Source organism: Roseateles chitinivorans, assembly GCF_050632145.1.
GTDB lineage: Bacteria > Pseudomonadota > Gammaproteobacteria > Burkholderiales > Burkholderiaceae_C > Roseateles > Roseateles chitinivorans_B.
In genome coordinates, this window is the sequence record NZ_CP192577.1 from 212,012 (window position 1) to 231,909 (window position 19,898).

Sequence of the window (19,898 nt, forward strand, 5' to 3'; positions counted from 1 at the left end):
CCATGCCCCTGGTCCTCGACGAAGCGCTCCCGCTGCTTCCCCGCCTGCGCCGCCACGCCCGGCTGCTGTGCGGCGACCACGCCCGGGCGGACGACCTGCTGCAGGACACGCTGGAACGCGCCGCCCGCAAGGGCGCGCTGTTCCATGCCGAGCCCGGACCGACGCGCCAGGACGCGCTGCGCAACTGGCTGCTGACGCTGATGCACCGCCTCTACCTGAACCAGCGGCGCGACGCGCGCGAGGCGCTGCATGACTCGCTGGACGAGGACGACGCGCCGCAGCCGGCAATCGAGGAGCCGCAGCAGCGGGTGGCCTTGCGGCTCGATCTCGAACGGGCCCTGGCGGCCCTGCCCGCGACGGCGCGCGAGATCCTGCTGCTGGTCTGCGTCGAGGAACTCAGCTACCAGGACGCCGCCCGCGTGCTGGACGTGCCGGTGGGCACGGTGATGTCGCGGCTGTCGCGCGCCCGCGAGCGGCTGCGCCTGTCGATGGACGGCGCGGCACCGGGTCGCCCGCCGTTGCGGGTGGTGAAATGAGCGCCGCACCATGACGCCCGACGACATCGATTTCGACGAATCCACCCTCCACGCCTACGTGGACGGGCAACTTCCCCCGAGCGCGCCGCGCAGGTCGCGGACTGGCTGCTGCGCCACCCACGCGCCGCGCAGCAGGTGCTCGGCTGGCGTGAACAGCGCGAATCGCTGAAGGCGCTGCATCGCGACTGGCTGGACGAGCCCGTGCCCCCGTCGCTGACCACCGCGCTGCGTCCGCCCGCCGCGAATGGCCCGCGCTGGCCGCGCGCCTGGGCCGCGGCGCTGCTGCTGGCGGTCGGCCTGGGGGCCGGTGTCGCCGGCGGCTGGGGCGGTCACGCCTGGTGGTACGGCAAGAAGGAAGCCGCCGAGATGGCCGCCGCCGCTGCCGCCGCGCGCGCCGCCGGCCGGGATCCGTCCATCCCCGAATACGTCCGCGACGCTGCCATCGCGCACGCCGTGTACCAGCCCGAGAAACGGCACCCGGTCGAGGTCGGCGCCGACCAGGCCGACCACCTGATGCAGTGGCTGAGCAAGCGGCTCGGCCAGCCGCTGTATGCGCCGATGCTGCGCGACTACGGCTGGAAGCTGGTCGGCGGCCGGCTGCTGCCGGCGGGCGATGACGCCGCGGCGGGCACGTCCGCCGGAGCCTCCACCGGCACGGCGCTGGCCCGCGCGCAGTTCATGTACGAGAACGAAGCCGGCGAGCGCTTCACGCTCTATGTCAGCACCGGTGCGGCGTCGCCCGAAGCGCCGGTGGCCTTCCGCCTGATGCAGCGCGTCGAAGCGGGCCAGACCACGCGCAGCCTCTTCTGGATCGACGGCAAGCTGGCCTACGCGCTCAGCGGCAACTTCGACGAGCGGCGCCTGCGCGTGCTGACCGACCTGGTCCACGCCCGCATCGGCATGATCGCGCGGGCGTCGTCCGCGCCCTGAACCCGCGCCCTGAGGCTCGCCCGGACCATGCCCCTGACCTTCCGGCGGTCAGAGCCCGGCGGGCACAATGCGCCGCCATGTCGTCGTCCCTCTCACGCCTGATCCTCGGCCATATCCGCGGCCACTGGCGGCCGTACGCGGCCAGCGCGCTGATGCTCAGCACCATCGCCGTCCTGACGGTCTGGATCCCGCGGCAGGTCGGTCACGTCGTCGACGCGCTGGTGTCGCACCGCCTTGCCGGCTGGGACCTGATCGGGCAGCTCGGCCTGCTGGTGCTGGCCGGCCTCGCGATCTACCTGCTGCGCGTGGGCTGGCGCCTGGCGCTGTTCCGCACCGCCTACGAACTCGGCCGCCAGCTGCGGATGCGGCTGTATGCGCAACTGACGAATCAGGGCCCCGCGTTCTTCCACGCGCAGCGCACCGGCGACCTGATGGCCTTGGCGACCAACGACGTCGACGCGATCGAGATGGCCGCGGGCGAAGCGCTGCTCGCCGCCTTCGACGGCTCGCTGACGCTGGTCCTCGTGCTCGGGATGATGACGATCAGCGTCGACTGGCGGTTGGGGCTGGCCGCGCTGGTGCCCTTCCCGCTCATGGCCTACGCGTTCTGGCGCATCTCGTCGCGTATCCACGTGGCCTCGGCCGACTCGCTGAAGCGCTTCTCGACGCTGAACCAGCAGGTGCAGGACAGCCTCGCCGGCGTGCGCACCGTGCGCGCGCTGGGCCTCGTGCGACGCAGCCGCGAGCAGTTCGGCGACCTCGCCCGCGAGGCCGGCGACGCCGCCTACCAGGCGCAGCGCTGGGAGGCGATGTTCGAACCGGCCGTGGGCCTGTCGCTCGGCGCGGCGACGGTGATCGCGCTGGGCGTGGGCGCCTGGCTCGTCGGCACGAACGTCATCAGCATCGGCCAGCTGACCGCGTTCACGATGTACCTCGGCCAGTTGATCTGGCCGATGTTCGCGGCGGGCTGGGTGCTGTCGCTGCTGGAGCGCGGCCGCGCGGCCTGGTCACGGTTGCAGCCCGTGCTCGACGCGCCGGTCAGTCTGGTGGACACCGGCGCCCACGAGGTGCCGGCACATGCCGACCTCGCATGGGATCAAGTGTCCTTCCGCTATCCCGGCATGTCGCAGCCGACGCTCGAGGACATCGCCCTGACGCTGCCGCCGGGCCGCACGCTGGGCATCGTCGGCGCGACCGGTTCGGGCAAGTCGACGCTGCTGCGCCTGCTGCTGCGGCAGTACGAGCCCGATGCGGGCGCCGTGCGGCTGGGCGGCGTCCCCGCGCCGGAGATCCGCCTGGCCGCGCTGCGACGCACGCTGGCCTGGGTGCCGCAGGAGCCTTTCCTGTTCTCGGCATCGGTCGCGGACAACATTGCCCTCGCGCGCCCGGAAGCGACGCGCGAACAGGTCCGCGCGGTGGCGGAACTGGCCGCCGTGCACGACGACATCACGCGGCTGCCGCAGGCCTACGACACGCTCGTCGGCGAGCGCGGCGTCACGCTGTCCGGCGGACAACGCCAGCGCATCGCGATCGCGCGGGCGCTGCTGGCCGAAGCGCCGGTGCTGCTGCTGGACGATGCGCTGTCGGCCGTCGACAGCGGCACCGAGACGCAGATCCTCGACCACTGGCGCGAGCTGCGCCAGCGGCATCCCGAGCGCAGCCTCGCCGTCGTCAGCCACCGGCTGTCGGCGGTGATGGAGGCCGACGAGATCGTCGTGCTGAAGCAGGGCCGCATCGTCGAGCGCGGCCGTCACGACGACCTCCTCGCGCTGGGCGGCTGGTATGCCGGCCAGTGGCGATATCAACAACTGGAGGCCAGCCTTGACGCCGCCTGAGACCGCGTCCGGCAAGGACGGGAAGCGCCCGACGAACCCGACGAATCCGCAGAACGACCACTCGCCGCGCGAAGCGCTGGCGCTGCTGGCGCAGGCCGCCGCGCCGGAGCGCCGCGGGCTGGTGAAGGGCCTGGGCTGGCTGGTCGTCGCCGCGGCGCTCGAGGCGATCGGACCGATCCTCGGCAAGCACTTCATCGACGCACATGTGTTGACGCGCCACTTCGAGCTGGTCCCGATGGCGCTGCTGCTGGGGGCCATGCTGCTCGCCGGCTGGACCGCCAGCCTGCTGCGCTACGCGCAGCTGCGGCGCATGGCCTCGGTCGCGCGGCGGTCGGTGCTGCGCCTGCGCGAGCAGGTCTACGCCCACGTGCTGGCGCAGCCGATGGCCTTCTTCGACCGCAGCATCACCGGCCAGCTGCTGAGCCGCATCACCAACGACACCGACGCGGTCAACAACCTGTACCGGCAGGTACTGTTCGTGATGCTGGACTCGACCATCGTCGTGGCCGGCGCGCTGGTGGCGATGGCCTGGCTGGACTGGCGGCTGATGCTGATCGTGCTGGCGCTGGTGCCGGCGAGTTCCGGGATCATCTGGCTCTACCAGCGCGCGAGCAGCGGCCCGGTGCAGCGGGCCCGCGCGCTGCGCGCCGAGCTCAACGCGCAGATGGCCGAGAGCATGGCCGGCATGGCGATGCTGCAGTCGGCCGGCGCGGCGCAGCGCTTCGCAGCGCGCTACGAGACCGCCAACCGCGCGCAGCTGGAGGCCCGCGTGCAGGAGCTGCGCGCCAACGCCTGGCTGCTGCGTCCGGCGCTGGACCTGCTCAACGTGCTGCTGATCGTGACGGTGATCTACGGCTTCGGGCTGCGCGAGGTGTCCGGCATCGAGGTCGGACTGCTGTACGCGTTCCTCGCGTACATCGCGCGCGTCGTCGAGCCGCTGATCCAGATCACGATGCAGTTCAGCCAGCTGCAGCAGGCCCTGGTGGCCGCCTCGCGCGTGCGGGCGCTGCTGCGCGAACCCAGCGAGCCGCGGTCATATCGGCCAGACCTTGTCGTCGGCGCGGGCGCGATCCGTTTCGAGCACCTGCAGTTCGCGTACAAGCCGGAGCAGCCGGTGCTGCGCGACCTGGACCTCGACATCCCGGCCGGCAGCTTCGTCGGCATCGCGGGGCATACGGGTTCGGGCAAGTCGACTTTGCTGGCGCTGCTGCTGCGCTTCTATCAGCCGCAGCAGGGCCGCATCCTGATCGACAGCCAGCCGCTCGATCAACTGCCCGACGAGACCTTCCACGCCGCGCTCGGCCTGGTGCCGCAGGAGCCCTATCTGATCGCCGGCAGCGTGCGCGAGAACATCCGCATGGGACGCGCGATCTCCGACGAGAAGATCGAGGCCGCCGCCCGCGCGTCGCGCGCGCACGAGTTCCTGAGCGCGCTGCCGCAGGGATACGACAGCCTGCTCGGCGATGGCGGGCTGGCGGTGTCGACGGGGCAGAAGCAGTTGATCGCGCTGGCGCGCGCGCTGGCCGGCGATCCGCGCATCCTGCTGCTCGACGAGGCGACGGCCAACATCGACAGCGCCACGGAGGCGCAGGTCGGCGAGGCGCTGCGCGCGCTGCGCGGCCAGGTCACGGTGATCGCGATTGCGCACCGGCTGTCGACCATCCGCGAGGCCGACCAGATCGTGGTGCTGAACCACGGCCACCTGGACGAGCGTGGCACGCACGACGAACTGATGGCGATCGACGGCGGGATCTACCAGCGGCTGGTGCAGTTGCAGGCGCTGGAGGAGTAATGCCAGCGAGCGCGCAGTCCTGAACAACAGAAGCCCGGTCTTTCGACCGGGCTTCCAAAGGCCTCGAAGGGCGGTTTTCCAGAAGATTCCCCGAAGGGCTGGAAGCAGGATAGGCCTCAAAGGGCAGAACGGATTTTGACCGCAGCCAACTCCGGCATCAAGTCGTCGATTTGAGTGGTCGAACCCCTCGATGAGCATCGCCTGTTCAGTGATCGGAATCAGCAACGCACTGGCGTTCAGCGCCTTGATGGCTGCCCGTTGAACGAGCAGCACGAGTTCCGTATTCAGCACCCATTCCACCAAGCGACCTTCCGCCGTCAGCGGCATCAGGCGTCGACTACTTACCGTATGAACGCAGTCCGCCTTGGCCCATCGCCGACATGATGTGAAGTAGTCGAAGTCGCAGATCGCATCGGAAGCGATTTCCACGTGCACGCCGGCATGCGTCTTGGATAGATCCTGCGAACGGGACAACGGTACGACGATGCTGGACTGTCGGCTCAAACGCCCGTTCAGCACAACCACCAGCCTGTTCTTCACCATCTCCGGCGGGATTCGTCGATTGAAGTCTGGCGGCCCTTGCGCTGCCATCGCGGCAGCAGAGAACTGTCCGAACTGGCATTGAAGAATTTGACCGACCCTCGGCGCGAAATTGATCGCCATACCGCACCCCGGCATTGGAAGAAGCGATGCAGTGTTGCGAGCAGGAGCAGCTCCGAAAATCAGCGCGAAGGGGGATGTGGCGATTCGTGCTCGCCCTCAGGGGCGACATGCTCGAGAGGTCCCCGGTTGGAAGCGTGAAGCCTCGCCCCTGAAAGCATGAAAGCCGCTCGATCGAGCGGCTTTCATCATTCGGAGCGGAGCGACGCTGTGACGACTACACCAGCAACACCAACCGCTCCAGGATCAGCACCGCGAAGAAGCCGATGCCGGCGGTCACGGTCCACTTGATCAGCAGGATGCCGCGGCGACGCCAGACCGGCTGCTTCGTGCCGATGTACACGGCGAAGCAGAGCAGGCCCGCAACCAGCAGCAGCGCGAAGACGAGGCGGAAGACGAGCACCTTCAGCGATCCCCGCGGCTCACCACGCCGGCGCCAGCTCGGCGAACCCCGCCGGCGCGTCGCGTTCGTCCTCGAAGGTCACGATCTCGTACGCCTCGGCGTCCGACAGCAGCTCGCGCAGCAGCAGGTTATTCAGCGCGTGCCCACCCTTGAACGAGGTGTACGCCGCCAGCAGCGGATGCCCCACGACCTGCATGTCGCCGATCGCGTCCAGGATCTTGTGCTTCACGAACTCGTCGTCGTAGCGCAGCCCCTCGGCGTTCAGCACGCGGTAGTCGTCGACGACGATCGCGTTGTCCATGCTGCCGCCCAGCGTCAGCCCGCGCGAGCGCATCAGCTCGATGTCCTTGGTCATGCCGAAGGTGCGCGCCCGCGCGATCTCGCGCTTGTACTGGCCGCTGCCCATGTCGAACACGTACTGCTGCCCCGTCGCCGACACCGCCGGGTTGTCGAACTCGATCTGGAAGCTCAGCGTGTAGCCGTGGTGCGGCGTCAGCTTCGCCCACATCAGGCCCTTGCCCTCGCCCTTGCGCACTTCCACCGGTTTCTTCACCCGCAGGAACTGCTTGGGCGCGTTCTGCAGCTCGATGCCCGCCGACTGCAGCAGGAAGACGTAGCTGGCCGCCGAACCGTCCAGCACCGGGACCTCGTCCGCGTTGATGTCGATCAGCAGGTTGTCCAGCCCCAGGCCCGCGCAGGCCGAGAGCAGATGCTCGATCGTCTGCACCTTGGGCAGCCCCGGATCGCCCTGCGGGCTGATCGTCGTGGCCATGCGCGTGTCGCAGACGCTGTGCGTGTTCACCGGGATGTCGACCGGCTGGGCCAGGTCGACGCGCCGGAACACGATGCCGGTGCCGGGCGCCGCCGGACGCAGCGTGATCTCCACCTTCTGGCCGCTGTGGATGCCGACCCCGACCGCGCGGGTCAGCGATTTGATGGTGCGTTGCTTGATCATGGGCGTATTGTCCCAAATCGGGGTCAACCCTGCTGGGCGCTGGCCTGGATCACCGCCTCGTGATCGGCCACCGCCACCGGCAGCCGCAAGGTCACCACCGTGCCGTGGCCCGGACTGCTGTCGACCCGCAACGAACCGCCCAGCACCTTCGCGCGCCGCTGCAACCCCCGCAGCCCGCGGCCCTGCGCGATCGAGGCGACATCGAAGCCCTCGCCGTCATCCTCGACGCGGATCTCCACGCGCTTGCCGAGATCGCGCGTGACCACCCGCACCCGCGACGCCCGCGCATGCTTGAGCGCGTTGGTCAGCGCCTCCTGCATCAGGCGCAGCACGTGCAGCGCGTCAGGCGGCTCCAGCCACTCCAGCGGCGGCAGGTCGTGCACGTCCCACTCCAGCTTGAGCCCGCCCAGCTGCAACCGCTTGCCCAGCCGGTAGCGCATCGTCGCCAGCAGCGACACGATGTCGTGGCCCACCGGCTCCAGCGAGTCGATCACCAGCCGCAGGTCGTCCACGCACTCGCGCAGCACGGTCACGACCTGCTCCTGCGGCATCGTGCCCTGCTCCACCGCCACCATCGCCGACAGCAGCGACGAACCCAGCCCGTCGTGCATGTCCTGCATGATCCGCTGCCGCTCCAGCAGCAGCGCCTGCTGGCGCTCGACCTCGCGCAGCTTGTCGTGCTGCGCGCTCAGCTGCGCGCTCTGCTCCTGCAGCCGCTGGCCGAGTTCCCCGTTGGCCCGTTCCACGCCGCGCAGCGCCTCGATGTAGCGGAACTGCACCGCATACAGGAAGCTCGCCAGGATCACCAGCGTGGCGAACGGCATCAGGTAGATGTGCTCCGGCCACCACCAGCCCGCGAGCAGTCCCAGGTCATGCACGCCCAGCACGACGCCGATCACCAGCGCCCCCGCCATCACGCGCAACTCGCGCGTGCCCTGGCGCCAGGCCACGCTCGCGACGAACCCGGTGCCCGCCAGGCCGACGACCGCGTTGCAGATGTGCAGCAGCACCAGCGCGTCGAAACCGTTGCCCCACAGCGGCACCGACGACAGGCTGGAGATCAGCACGAAGAGCGCGACGCCCTTCTCGAAGCGGGCGAAACGCTGCTGCGCGAATCGCAGCGCGAAGAGGAAGGTGAGCAGCATCACCCACGACATCGACGCGTGCGTGACCCACCAGAACCATTCGAGCGCGTCGCGCGTGCGCGGCAGGTCCAGGTGGTAGTGCAGGTTGCGGACCAGCCATGCGACGGTGGCCAGCGAGAACAGCAGGTAGGAGGAATCCTCGCGGCGCTTGATCCACAGCACGAGCGCGAACAGCCCCAGCGTCACCAGCGTCAACCCGGTCGCCTGCGGCACGCCGATCTGCAGCACCCAGCGGCGGTCGTGGCGCGGCTCGAGATCCTCGCGCGCGCCCAGCCGCACGCTGGACACCGAGTAGTAACCGGCCTGCATCACCGGCACGGCGATGACGACCTCGATCTCGCGCGCCTGCTGGATCTCGGTCAACGCCGCCGGCAGCACCACCCACAGCGGCCGCACCCACTGCTCGCGGGCGCCGGACTGGTTGTCGAAGATCGGCCGCCAGCCGTCGTCCGTCTTCACCAGCACCGCCGCCGCCAGCGCCACCAGACGTGGCATGTACAGCGCGACGCTGGTCGGCCAGCGGCCGTTCGGCGCGGCGTAGCGGACGCGGTACCAGCGCATCTGGAAGCGCGCATCGTCGGCGCCGCTGGCGGCGCCGCGCTGTTGCACCTCGGGCAGCTCGACCGGCTGCCACGCCTTCGGATCCGACGGCGGCAGCAGCCCCTGCGGCAGCGCGCCGTCCGCGCCGTCCATGACGCGCAGCGCACGCCACCAGGCCTTCAGCTGATCCTGCGTCCAGTCGCTGGTGGCGACCTCCGCCACGACCGCGCGCTGCGCCCCCGCGGGCTGGGCGATCTCGGGCACCGGCCGCGCCGGTCCGAGCGGCGACGCCTGCAGCACCTGCGCATGCGGCGCCGCGCCGGTCGCATGCGCGGGTTGCCCGCCCTGCGCGCGCCCCACGTCGGGCGCCAGCACGAGCAGCGCCAGCACCAGGCTGGCCAGCAGCGCGATCAGCAGCGGCGTGGACGGACGTCGCACCCACGCTCGCGCCCGAAGCGCGCGCGCGGCCGACGACGTTTCCCCAACCTCACCCTGGACCATGCATCCGCTCTGTCTTGTGATCGCGCGCCAGTGTGCCGAAGTTCACAGTCCGGGACGAGCCTTCAATTGCAACAAAGGCCCCTCGAATGCGGGCGCCCAGCAGCCGCCACAGCCACCAGTTGGGATGCACCGCTAGGCGCAAACCGCAGCCATAGCCCAGCTATGGCGAGGATTTGCAACGACGCGGGGCGCCCAACTGGCGGCTGTGGCGGCTGCTGGGACGAAAAAGGCCGTGGCCCCGGAGGGACACGGCCTTGAAGCTGATGGCGTTCGAGGGAGGTCGGTCTCAGTCCGCCTGCTTGCGCAGGAAGGCCGGGATCTCGATCTCGTCCATGCCGTTGGACGACAGCGCCTCGACCTTGGCCGCGGCGGTGCGTCCATGGCGCCAGACGCTGGGCACGCTCATGCCGCCGAAGTCGGAGGCCGACATCGGCGCGGCGGCCGGCGAGCCCTGCGCGGCGGCCGAGCCCGGCATCACCACCGGCTGCGTCAGCACCGGCATGTTGTCGGTGCCGGTGCGCAGCTGCGGCTGCTGCACGACCAGCTGCGGCTGCTGGCGCGCCGCGGCGCGCTGGCTCAGGCCGGTCGCGATCACGGTGACGCGCAGCTGGTCGCCCAGCGATTCGTCGTAGGCGGTGCCGTAGATGATGTGCGCGTCTTCAGCGGCGTAGCGCTTGATCGCGGTCATCGCGTTGCGGCTCTCGGCCAGCTTGAAGTTGTTGCGGCTCGCCGCGATCAGCACCAGCACGCCGCGCGCGCCGGACAGATCGATGCCTTCCAGCAGCGGGCAGGCGACGGCGCCTTCCGCGGCCTTGGACGCGCGGTCCGGACCGGCCGCCACGGCCGTGCCCATCATCGCCTTGCCCGGCTCGCTCATCACGGTCTTGACGTCTTCGAAGTCGACGTTGACCAGGCCCGGCATGTGGATGATGTCGGAGATGCCGCCGACCGCGTTCTTCAGCACGTCGTTGGCGTGCGCGAAGGCCTGGTCCTGGGTGACGTCGTCGCCCAGCACTTCCAGCAGCTTGTCGTTGAGCACGACGATCAGCGAGTCCACGTTGGCCTCGAGTTCCTGCAGGCCCAGGTCCGCGGCCTTGCCGCGGCGGTTGCCTTCGAACTCGAACGGCTTGGTGACCACGCCGACGGTCAGGATGCCCATTTCCTTCGCCACGCGGGCGATCACGGGCGCCGCGCCGGTGCCGGTCCCGCCGCCCATGCCGGCGGTGATGAACAGCATGTGCGCGCCGGTGATGGATTCGCGGATGCGCGCCTCGGCTTCCTCGGCGGCGGTTTTGCCGACCTCGGGTTTCGCGCCGGCGCCCAGGCCGGTATGGCCCAGTTGCAGGAGTTGATCGGCCTTGGAGCGATTCAGGGCTTGGGCATCCGTGTTGGCCACGATGAATTCCACGCCCTGGACACCTTGGCTGATCATGTGCTCGACCGCGTTGCCGCCGCCGCCGCCCACGCCGATCACCTTGATCTGGGTGCCTTGATCAAACTCTTCGATCATCTCGATCGCCATATCAAACCTCCTGTCCATATTGTGCAGTTGCCATCAGCAAAATAGAAGTGGGATCGGCCCTTTTTTAGGGGGCAAAACCCTCAAACGTCGTAAAGAAAGCGTGAGCCGGTCAGTGCCAGCTTCTTAGAAATTCCCCAGGAACCAGTCCTTGGCGCGACCGAACAAGGTCTTCACGGACCCCGCCTGCTGCGCCGCCTTGAATCCCCGTGTGCGCGACAGCCGCGCTTCCTCCAACAATCCCATCACGGTGGCCGAACGGGGATTGGCCACCATGTCGAACAACGCGCCGTTGTAGGTCGGATTTCCCCGACGTACCGGTTTCAGGAAAATATCCTCGGCCAGTTCCACCATCCCCGGCATCACCGAGGAACCGCCCGACAGGACGATTCCGGAAGAAAGCAGCTCTTCGTAGCCGGATTCCCGGATGACCTGGTGGACCAGCGAGAAGATTTCCTCGACCCGAGGTTCGATGACCCCGGCCAAAGCCTGCTTGGAGAGCATGCGGGGTGCCCGGTCGCCCAAACCCGGCACTTCCACCTGATCGGACGGATCGGCCAGCAATTGCTTGGCCACGCCGTGCTCGACCTTGATTTCTTCTGCGTCCTTGGTCGGGGTCCGCAGCGCCATCGCGATATCGCTGGTAATCAGGTCGCCGGCGATCGGAATCACCGCGGTATGACGGATCGAGCCGCCCGTGAAAATCGCCACGTCGGTCGTGCCGGCGCCGATGTCGACCAAGGCGACGCCCAGGTCGCGCTCGTCCGAAGTTAGTGCCGCCAAACTGGAAGCGCTAGGATTCAGAACGAGTTGCTCGACCTCGAGCCCGCAGCGGCGCACGCACTTGACGATGTTCTCCGCCGCGCTCTGGGCGCCGGTCACGATGTGGACCTTGACCTCCAGCCGGCCGCCGCTCATGCCGATGGGCTCTTTCACCTCATGGCCGTCGATCACGAATTCCTGGGGTTCGACCAGAAGCAGGCGCTGATCGTTAGGGATATTGATCGCCTTGGCGGTTTCCACCACCCGGGCGACATCCACTGGCGTGACTTCCTTGTCCCGCACGATCACCATCCCGGTCGAGTTCTGGCCGCGGATATGGCTGCCGGTAATCCCGGTATAAACCCTCGAGATCCGGCAGTCGGCCATCATTTCGGCCTCTTTCAAGGCCTGCTGGATGGACTGGACGGTGGCGTCGATATTGACCACGACGCCGCGCTTCAGACCGTGGCTGGGCGCAACCCCCAGACCGGCGATGCGCAATTGGCCGTCCCCCATCACCTCGGCCACGACCGCCATGATCTTGGCGGTGCCGATGTCCAACCCGACGACCAAATCCTTGTATTCCTTGGCCATGCCTGTCCTCAATTCTTCTTGGCGCCCTTGGGCGCAGTGGTAACCGTCGTCACGCCCGCGAGCCGGACCGCATATCCGGATTCGTGGCGGAGGTCCGCCGATACCAGCGCGGTGCGGTAGCGGGCGGTGATCTGGGGAATGCTGGCGATGAATTGGCCATATCGCGCGACGACTTCCGCCTCGCTGCCGCGGCCGAGTTCGACAACCGCCCCCTTTTCCAGGGTGGCCTTCCAGGAGCCGCGGCCGGACAAATCCAGGCGGGCGACGCCCTCGTCCAGTTTTCCGTGGGTCAGCGGATCGAGTTGCCGCCACATCGCCAGCATCGCGGCCGAGGATTTGGCGGGGCCGGCCAGCGTGGGCAGGTCTTCGTCCTCGACGTCGCCGAGATTGGCCTCGAAAACCTCTCCGAAACTGTTGACCAGCCGGGTATCGACGACCGCCTCGCTGTCCGCGTCGGCGTTGTCGGCCTTGGTTTCCCAGTAGGCGGCGGGCCGGTGTTCCTCGAGCGCGACGATCAGGTGCAACGGCCAGACACGGCGAACCGTGGCATGACGCACCCAGGGCACCGCCTCGAACGCGGCGCGCGCCTGCTGCAGGTTCATCGTCAGGAAGTTGCCGCTCAGCCGGGGCAGCGCGTTCGCGCGCAGCGACGCGCTGCTGTTGCGGCTCACGTCGCCCTCCACCGTGATCGACTTGATCGAGAACGCCGGTTGTCTCGCCAGCCAATGCAGACCCACGGCCCCCGCGGCCAGCGCCACGATGGCCAGCAGCAGGCCGGCCACGCCGTTCATCACGCGGATGTCCGGCGGCAGCGGGCTGGCAGTGTGGGTGAAGGTGGCGCCCATGGCGATGGCTCGGGTCTCGTGTGCGTGTGTCGCGTGTTCGTCGAGGGCCGACTCAGGCCTGGCTGTCCAGCCGCGATTGCGACAGGAGGTAGAGGCACAGCTTCGGATAGGAGATGCCGACGGCGGCCGCCGCCTTCGGCACCAGCGAATGGGAGGTCATGCCCGGCGAGGTGTTGATCTCGAGGAGGAACAGTTGGCCGTCCGACTTGCGGCGCATCACGTCGACGCGGCCCCAGCCGCGCGCGCCGAGCGACCGGTAGGCGGCGAGGACCAGGTCCTGCACGCGGGCCTGCTCGTCGGCCGGCAACTGGCCGACCAGATACTGGGTGGTGTCGGTGAAGTACTTGTTCTGGTAGTCGTAGTTGCCGCCTTCGGCGCGGATCTCGATGACCGGCAGCGCGATCGCCTCGGCGCCCTCGCCCAGCACCGGGCAGGTCAGCTCGGCGCCGTCGACGAATTCCTCGCACAGCACTTCGGCGTCGTACTTCGCGGCGAGTTCGACGGCTTCCTGCATGTCGGAGTAGCCCATCACCTTGCTCGCCCCGATGGAGGAGCCCTCGTGCGGCGGCTTGACGAAGATCGGCAGACCGAGTTCATCCGGCACGGCGCGCACGCGCTCGCGCTGCAGCTCGCCGCGCTTGAGGCTGACCCAGCGCGGCGTCGACAGCTGGTCGGCCAGCCAGACACGCTTGGTGGTGATCTTGTCCATCGCGATGGCGGAGGCCATCACGCCGGAACCGGTGTACGGGATGCCCATCAGTTCGAGCGCGCCCTGCACGGTGCCGTCCTCGCCGTGGCGGCCGTGCAGCGCGATGAAGGCGCGCTGGAAGCCTTCGGCCTTCAGTTCGAGCAGGTTGCGCTGACCCGGGTCGAAGGCATGCGCGTCCACGCCTTCCGACTGCAGCGCGGCCAGCACGCCGCTGCCCGACATCAGCGAGACCTCGCGCTCGGCGGAGTCGCCGCCGAAGAGCACGGCGACCTTGCCGAGCGACTTCGCGTCGATGCCGTCGATGCCGAGGTGTTGATACAGCGCGGACGGCGCCGAGGGTGCGGGCGGCGTCGGAGACGCGGAAGCATTGTTGAGGTCCGTGGTCATGCGCGGCCTCCCTTCGTCATGAGTTCAACGGTGCGCGCGGGGACGGCGGCGATCGAGCCGGCCCCCATCACGATCACCACATCGCCGGCGCGCGCCTGGTGGGCGATCGCCTGCGGCAGTCCCTGCCAGTCGCCGACGAAGCCCGCCGCGGTGCCGCGGTCGGTCACCGCGCGCGCCAGGCTTTCGCCGCTGATGCCGGGCAGCGGGGACTCGCTGGCGGCATAGATCTCGGTCAGCAGCACACCGTCGGCCTGCGCCAGGACGTCGGCGAATGCCTCGAAGCAGTCGCGGGTGCGCGTGTAGCGGTGCGGCTGGAAGGCCAGCACCAGACGGCGGCCCGGATAGGCGCCGCGCGCGGCCTTCAGCACGGCCTGCATCTCGACCGGGTGGTGACCGTAGTCGTCGATGAGCAGCACGGTGCCGGCACCCGCGGCACCGCCGGAGGCCGCGACGCCAGAAGTGCTGTCGGCGCCCTCGCCCGCCGCCATCACCGGCAGCTCGCCGTAGGACTGGAAGCGGCGGCCCACGCCGCCGAAGTTCGCCAGGCCCTGCAGCAGCGCGGCGTCGTCGACGCCCAGCTCCATCGCCATCGCGATCACCGACAGCGCGTTCAGCACGTTGTGCTGGCCGTTCAGGCGCAGCAGCACCTCCAGCGGCGGCAGCTCGCGACCCTGACGATCGCGGCGCAGCGCGACGAAGCGCATGCCGCCGCCGGCCTCTGCGGCGACGTCGGTCGCGCGCACGGCATTGCCGGCTTCCATCCCGTACAGGATCACCGGCCGCGACAGCATCGGCACGATGCTGCGCACGCCTTCGTCGTCGCCGCACAGCACGGCCGCGCCCCAGAAGGGCATCCGGTGCAGGAAGTCGACGAAGGCCTGACGCAGACGGGCCATGTCATGCCCGTAGGTGTCCATGTGGTCGGCGTCGATGTTGGTGACGATCGCCAGCTGCGGCAGCAGGTGCAGGAAGGAGGCGTCGGACTCGTCCGCCTCGACGACCATGTGCAGCCCGCCGCCCAGCGCCGCGTTGGCGCCCGCGGCCAGCAGCTGTCCGCCGATCGCGTAGCTCGGATCGAGGCCCGCCTGCTGCATCACCGTCGTCAGCAGCGAGGTCGTCGTCGTCTTGCCGTGCGTGCCGGCGACGGCGATGCCCAGACGCGGGCGCATCAGCTCGGCCAGCATCTGCGCGCGCAGCAGCACGGGGATGCCGAGCTGGTGGGCAGCCATCAGCTCGGGGTTGTCGGCCTTGATCGCGCTGGACTTGACCAGCACCTGCGCGGCACCGACGTGCTCGGCGGCATGTCCGATCATCACGTCGACGCCGAGCGTGCGCAGGCGGCGCGTGGTGTCGCTCTCGCCCTGGTCGGAGCCGCTGACGCGATAGCCTTGCGCCACCAGCAGTTCGGCGATACCGCTCATGCCGGCGCCGCCGATGCCGGTGAAGTGGATGCGTTGGAGGGCGTGTTTCATGCGCGCGCCCCGTTGCCCGACTTGGCGTCGCGCTCGTTGACGAGCGCTTCGAGTTCATCGGCCACGCGGCCTGCTGCGCGCGGACGTGCCAGCGAGCGCGCCTTGGACGCCATCGCCAGCCAGTGCTCGCGCGGCTGCTGCAGCAGGTCGAACAGCGCCTGCGCGCTGAGCTCGCCCTGCGGCAGGTGCGTGCCCGCGTTGTGCTGCGCCATGTACTGCGCGTTGTCGCGCTGGTGCGAGGTCGTGCTGACGACCAGCGGCACCAGGATGCTGGCGACGCCGGCGGCGCACAGTTCGGACACCGTCACCGCGCCGGCGCGGCAGATCACCACGTCGGCCTCGGCCAGGCGCTGCGCCATGTCGTTGATGAAGGGCACGACCTCCGCCTGCACGCCGAGCTTCGCGTAAGCGGCCTGCACGAGCGGGAAGTTCGCCTCGCCCGTCTGGTGCGTGACCAGCGGACGTTGGTGCTCGTCCCACAGCGCGAGTGTCTGCGGCAGCACGTCGTTGATCGCGCGCGCGCCCAGCGAGCCGCCGACCACCAGCACCTTCAGCGGACCGGTGCGATCGGCGAAGCGCAGCTCGGGCGCGGGCAGGTCCTCGATCTCGACGCGGACCGGATTGCCGGTGACGACGCTCTTCTTCTGCTGCGCGGCGGCGAGGCCGTCGAAGCCGAAGGCGATCTTCTTCGCGACCGGCGCGAGCGCCTTGTTGGACAGCAGCAGCGCCGCGTCGGCATTCACCAGCATCAGCGGCCGGCGCATCACCCAGGCCATCAGGCCGCCGGGGAAGCAGACGTAGCCGCCCATGCCGAGCACCGCGTCAGCCTTGCGCGCGCTGAAGACATGCGCACTCTGACCGAGCGCCTTGAACATGCGCACGACGCCCAGCAGCGAATGCTTCAGGCCCTTGCCGCGCAGACCGGCGAAGGACAGGCGGTCCATCGGCAGGCCGGACGGCGGCACGAGCTTGTTCTCCATGCCGGCTTCGGTGCCGAGCCAGGACACGGTCCAGCCGCGGCGCTGCATCTCGGCGGCCACTGCCAGTCCGGGAATCACGTGGCCGCCGGTTCCGGCGGCCATGACGACGAGGTGACGCGTGCTCATGCGCGGCCCCCTCGCATCAGTTGTCTGTTCTCGATGTCGATACGCAAGCAGATGGCCAAGGCAATGCAATTCAAAACGGTGGCGGAACCGCCGTAGCTCATCAGCGGCAGCGTCAGGCCCTTGGTCGGCAGCGCGCCGAGATTGACGCCCATGTTGATGAAGGCCTGGCCGCCCATCCAGATGCCGATGCCCTGCGCGTAGAGACCGGCGAAGACGCGGTCCAGCGCCACGGCCTGGCGGCCGATGTGGAACAGCCGGCGCGACAGCCAGAAGAACGCGAAGATCACGATGGCCACGCCGATGAAGCCGAGTTCCTCGCCGATGACGGCGAGCAGGAAGTCGGTGTGGGCCTCGGGCAGGTAATGCAGCTTCTCCAGGCTGGAGCCCAGGCCCTGGCCGAAGAACTCGCCGCGTCCGAAGGCGATCAGCGAGTGCGTCAGCTGGTAGGCCTTGCCCTGCGCGTACTTCTCGTCCCACGGGTTCAGGTAGGCGAAGATCCGTTCGCGGCGGAAGTCGCTGAAGGTGATCATCAGCACGAAGGCGCCGATCAGCACCGCGACGCTGAGGAAGAACATGCGGCCGTTGACGCCGCCCAGGAACAGGATGCCCATCGCGATGGCCGCGATGACCATGAAGGCGCCCATGTCCGGCTCGGCCAGCAGCAGCATGCCGGTGAAGGCCAGCGCGGCGGCCATCGGCCAGACGGCGCGGACGAAGTTCTCCTTCACCTCCATCTTGCGGACCATGTAGTTGGCCGCGTACATCGCGATGGCCAGCTTGGCCAGCTCGGACGGCTGGAAGTTCATGACGCCCAGCGGCAGCCAGCGGCGCGCGCCGTTGACGCCCTTGCCGACGTGCGGGATCAGCACGATCATCAGCAGCGCCAGCGCGACGACGAAGAGCTTGGGCGCGTGACGTTCCCAGAAGCTCACCGGGACCATCACGGTGATCCAGCCGGCCAGCAGGCCGATCACGATGAACAGGCTCTGACGCACGAAGAAGTGCATCGGCTGGTACTTCGCGAACTTGGGGTTGTCCGGCAGCGCGATCGACGCCGAATAGACCATCAGCAGGCCCAGCGCCAGCAGCGCCAGTACCACCCAGATCAGCGTCAGGTCGAAGCCGAGCAGACGCGTGGGCTGGCCGGCCGAGGTCGACACCCAGTCGCGCACCGGCACGTCGACGCCGCCCGCGCCCGCGGCGGCCGGACGGCGCGAGGCCAGCGCGCGCACGCGTTCGCTGACGGTCTCGAAGAAGGACGCGGCGCTCATCCGATGAGGCCCTCGTCTTCGGCCATCTCGCGCACCGTGGCGATGAACACCTCGGCGCGATGGGCGTAGTTGCGGAACATGTCCAGGCTGGCGCAGGCCGGGCTCAGCAGCACGCTGTCGCCGGCTTGCGCCTGCGCGAGCGACCAGTGCGTCGCGGCTTCCAGCGAGTCGTGGCGATGCATCACCACGCCGCAGTCCTGCAGCGCGGCCTCGATCTGCGGCGCGTCGCGGCCGATCAGCGCCACGGCGCGGGCATGCAGCGCGATCGGCGTCGCCAGCGGGGAGAAGTCCTGCCCCTTGCCGTCGCCGCCCAGGATCATCACCAGCTTGGCCGGCGCGCGGTCGGCGCCCAGCCCCATCACGGCGGCGACGGTCGCGCCGACGTTGGTGCCCTTGGAGTCGTCGTAGAAGTCGACGCCCTTGATCGAGGTGACGAACTCGACGCGGTGCGGTTCGCCGTGGTACTCGCGCAGGCCGTGCAGCATCGGCGCCAGCGGGCAGTCGATGGACGTGGCCAGCGCCAGCGCCGCCAGCGCATTCGCTGCGTTGTGGCGGCCGCGCACGCGCAGCGCGTCGGCGGGCATCAGGCGCTGGATGATGAGTTCTTCCTCATCGTCCTTGCGGCGCTTCAGGCCCTTGAGTTCTTCTTCCTGCTCGCGGGCGCGCACCAGCCAGGCCATGCCGTTCTCGACCAGCAGGCCGAAGTCGCCCGGACGGCGCGGTGCATCCAGGCCGAAGCGGACGACGTTGCGTTCCACGACTTTCGCCGGGCGGCCGCGGCCCTGCTTCACCGTGATCGGCGCGGGGATCAGCGCTTCGACCTCGGGGTCGTCGCGGTTGATGACCAGCACGCCGTGCTCGCCGAAGACGCGGCCCTTGGCGCGCGCGTAGGCCGGCATGTCGCCGTGCCAGTCCAGGTGGTCCTGCGTGATGTTCAGCACCGCGCCGGCGCTCGGCTCGAAGCCCTTCACGCCGTCCAGCTGGAAGCTCGACAGCTCCAGCACCCAGACCTGCGGCAGCACCTCGAACTCGGCCGGCTTGGGCGGCGGCGGCTTGATCGGCAGCGGCTGTTCGTCGAGCAGCTCGGCGACGGTTTCCAGTGCGGTGCGGTCGTCGACCGGCGCTTGCGCGGCAGCGGACTCCGCGACCGGCTCAACCGGTTCCACAGGTTCGACCGGCTCGATCTCGTTCGTATCGAACGACTCCAGCAACACATCGGCGTTCGGCACTTCGGGCACGTCGCCGACGTCTTCGATGACCACGGTCTCGCCGGGCTCCGTCGACACCACGGACGCCACGGCCAGGTCGACGACGGCTTCATCCGCAGCCTCGGCTGCATCGGCCTCGGCAGCGATGTCGGCGGCGACCTCGTCCTCCTTGGGCTGCGGCATCGGCTCCTTGTCGAGCGCGTCGCTCAAGGTCCCCAGCAGCGTCGGGCCGATGTTGCCCGCCATCGCGACGCGACGGCCGGCGCGCTCGACCAGCAGCGCGGTCATGCTGGTGGTCGTCGTCTTGCCGTTGGTGCCGGTGATCGCGAGCACGCCGGGCTCGTAGCGGTAGAGCGTCTTCAGCTCCGCCAGCGCCTGCGCGAACAGTTCCAGCTCGCCGCGCACGCGCAGGCCGATCTCTTCCGCCCGCTCGAACAGCGGCTTCAATCGCGCGTCCAGCGGCGACAGGCCGGGGCTCTTCAGCAGCACCCAGCTGTGGTCGATCGTGGCCAGCAGTGCCGGCGAGAACTCGCCGTGCTCGAACGCGGCCTCCGGCAGACGCTCGCGCAGCGCGGCCAGTTGCGGCGGCTGCTCGCGGCTGTCCCAGACGGTGACGCGCGCGCCCAGGCGCGCCGCCCAGGCCGCCATCGCGAGCCCGGAGTCGCCCAGGCCCAGCACGAACGCGTGCCGGTCCTGGAAGAGCGCCGGGAAGTGGAGGGAGGACATCG

General features: G+C 69.3%; 15 protein-coding genes and 1 pseudogene. 4 read left to right on the forward strand and 12 right to left on the reverse strand.

All coding sequences use genetic code 11. The features are described from left to right. The first annotated feature begins 2 nt into the window (after positions 1-2). The 4 genes from ACQ86G_RS01040 (at position 3) to ACQ86G_RS01055 (ending at position 5,093) form a co-directional block, all read left to right on the forward strand. A complete protein-coding gene (locus ACQ86G_RS01040) occupies positions 3-536 on the forward strand; it encodes an RNA polymerase sigma factor (protein ID WP_431258918.1) in 534 nt (177 codons plus the stop codon). Positions 537-671: 135 nt separating this feature from the next. Beyond that, positions 672-1,466, forward strand: coding sequence for an anti-sigma factor family protein (locus ACQ86G_RS01045; RefSeq protein ID WP_431258919.1), 795 nt, complete (start codon positions 672-674; stop codon positions 1,464-1,466). Between the two features lie 77 nt (positions 1,467-1,543). Next, complete coding sequence (locus ACQ86G_RS01050; protein WP_431258920.1) at positions 1,544-3,301, forward strand: ABC transporter ATP-binding protein; 1,758 nt, start codon at positions 1,544-1,546, stop codon at positions 3,299-3,301. After that, a complete protein-coding gene (locus ACQ86G_RS01055) occupies positions 3,288-5,093 on the forward strand; it encodes an ABC transporter ATP-binding protein (protein ID WP_431258921.1) in 1,806 nt (601 codons plus the stop codon). The genes ACQ86G_RS01050 and ACQ86G_RS01055 overlap by 14 nt, the downstream gene beginning before the upstream one ends. A 330-nt stretch (positions 5,094-5,423) precedes the next feature. Here the strand turns inward: ACQ86G_RS01055 and ACQ86G_RS01060 are convergent. The 12 genes and pseudogenes from ACQ86G_RS01060 to murD all read right to left on the reverse strand — a co-directional run. Beyond that, positions 5,424-5,771, reverse strand: a pseudogene (locus ACQ86G_RS01060) (type II toxin-antitoxin system PemK/MazF family toxin); the annotation flags it as partial. A gap of 199 nt (positions 5,772-5,970) precedes the next feature. After that, complete coding sequence (locus ACQ86G_RS01065) at positions 5,971-6,156, reverse strand: hypothetical protein (protein WP_431258922.1); 186 nt, start codon at positions 6,154-6,156, stop codon at positions 5,971-5,973. Between the two features lie 19 nt (positions 6,157-6,175). Next, positions 6,176-7,111: a UDP-3-O-acyl-N-acetylglucosamine deacetylase gene (lpxC, locus tag ACQ86G_RS01070; protein WP_431258923.1), complete on the reverse strand. Its 936-nt coding sequence runs from the start codon at positions 7,109-7,111 to the stop codon at positions 6,176-6,178. A 23-nt stretch (positions 7,112-7,134) separates the two neighbouring features. After that, the gene (locus tag ACQ86G_RS01075; protein WP_431258924.1) at positions 7,135-9,234 is read right to left on the reverse strand and encodes an ATP-binding protein; all 2,100 of its coding nucleotides are present in this window, start codon (positions 9,232-9,234) and stop codon (positions 7,135-7,137) included. 349 nt (positions 9,235-9,583) lie between these two features. Then, positions 9,584-10,819: a cell division protein FtsZ gene (gene ftsZ / locus ACQ86G_RS01080; RefSeq protein WP_088406129.1), complete on the reverse strand. Its 1,236-nt coding sequence runs from the start codon at positions 10,817-10,819 to the stop codon at positions 9,584-9,586. Between the two features lie 123 nt (positions 10,820-10,942). Then, positions 10,943-12,172, reverse strand: a complete 1,230-nt coding sequence (gene ftsA, locus ACQ86G_RS01085; protein ID WP_431258925.1) for a cell division protein FtsA — start codon at positions 12,170-12,172, stop codon at positions 10,943-10,945. A gap of 8 nt (positions 12,173-12,180) precedes the next feature. After that, positions 12,181-13,017 (reverse strand): cell division protein FtsQ/DivIB, encoded by an 837-nt coding sequence (locus tag ACQ86G_RS01090; protein WP_431258926.1) that lies wholly within the window; start codon positions 13,015-13,017, stop codon positions 12,181-12,183. 52 nt (positions 13,018-13,069) lie between these two features. Beyond that, on the reverse strand, positions 13,070-14,113 hold the full coding sequence (locus ACQ86G_RS01095) for a D-alanine--D-alanine ligase (RefSeq protein WP_431258927.1): 1,044 nt from the start codon (positions 14,111-14,113) through the stop codon (positions 13,070-13,072). Continuing rightward, the gene (gene murC / locus ACQ86G_RS01100) at positions 14,110-15,585 is read right to left on the reverse strand and encodes a UDP-N-acetylmuramate--L-alanine ligase (RefSeq protein ID WP_431258928.1); all 1,476 of its coding nucleotides are present in this window, start codon (positions 15,583-15,585) and stop codon (positions 14,110-14,112) included. The genes ACQ86G_RS01095 and murC overlap by 4 nt, the downstream gene beginning before the upstream one ends. After that, positions 15,582-16,691, reverse strand: a complete 1,110-nt coding sequence (murG, locus tag ACQ86G_RS01105; RefSeq protein ID WP_431258929.1) for an undecaprenyldiphospho-muramoylpentapeptide beta-N-acetylglucosaminyltransferase — start codon at positions 16,689-16,691, stop codon at positions 15,582-15,584. The genes murC and murG overlap by 4 nt, the downstream gene beginning before the upstream one ends. Continuing rightward, complete coding sequence (ftsW, locus tag ACQ86G_RS01110; protein ID WP_431258930.1) at positions 16,688-17,962, reverse strand: putative lipid II flippase FtsW; 1,275 nt, start codon at positions 17,960-17,962, stop codon at positions 16,688-16,690. Before ftsW ends, murG begins: the two co-directional genes overlap by 4 nt. Continuing rightward, positions 17,959-19,896, reverse strand: coding sequence for a UDP-N-acetylmuramoyl-L-alanine--D-glutamate ligase (gene murD, locus ACQ86G_RS01115; RefSeq protein ID WP_431258931.1), 1,938 nt, complete (start codon positions 19,894-19,896; stop codon positions 17,959-17,961). Before murD ends, ftsW begins: the two co-directional genes overlap by 4 nt. Positions 19,897-19,898: the final 2 nt, after the last annotated feature.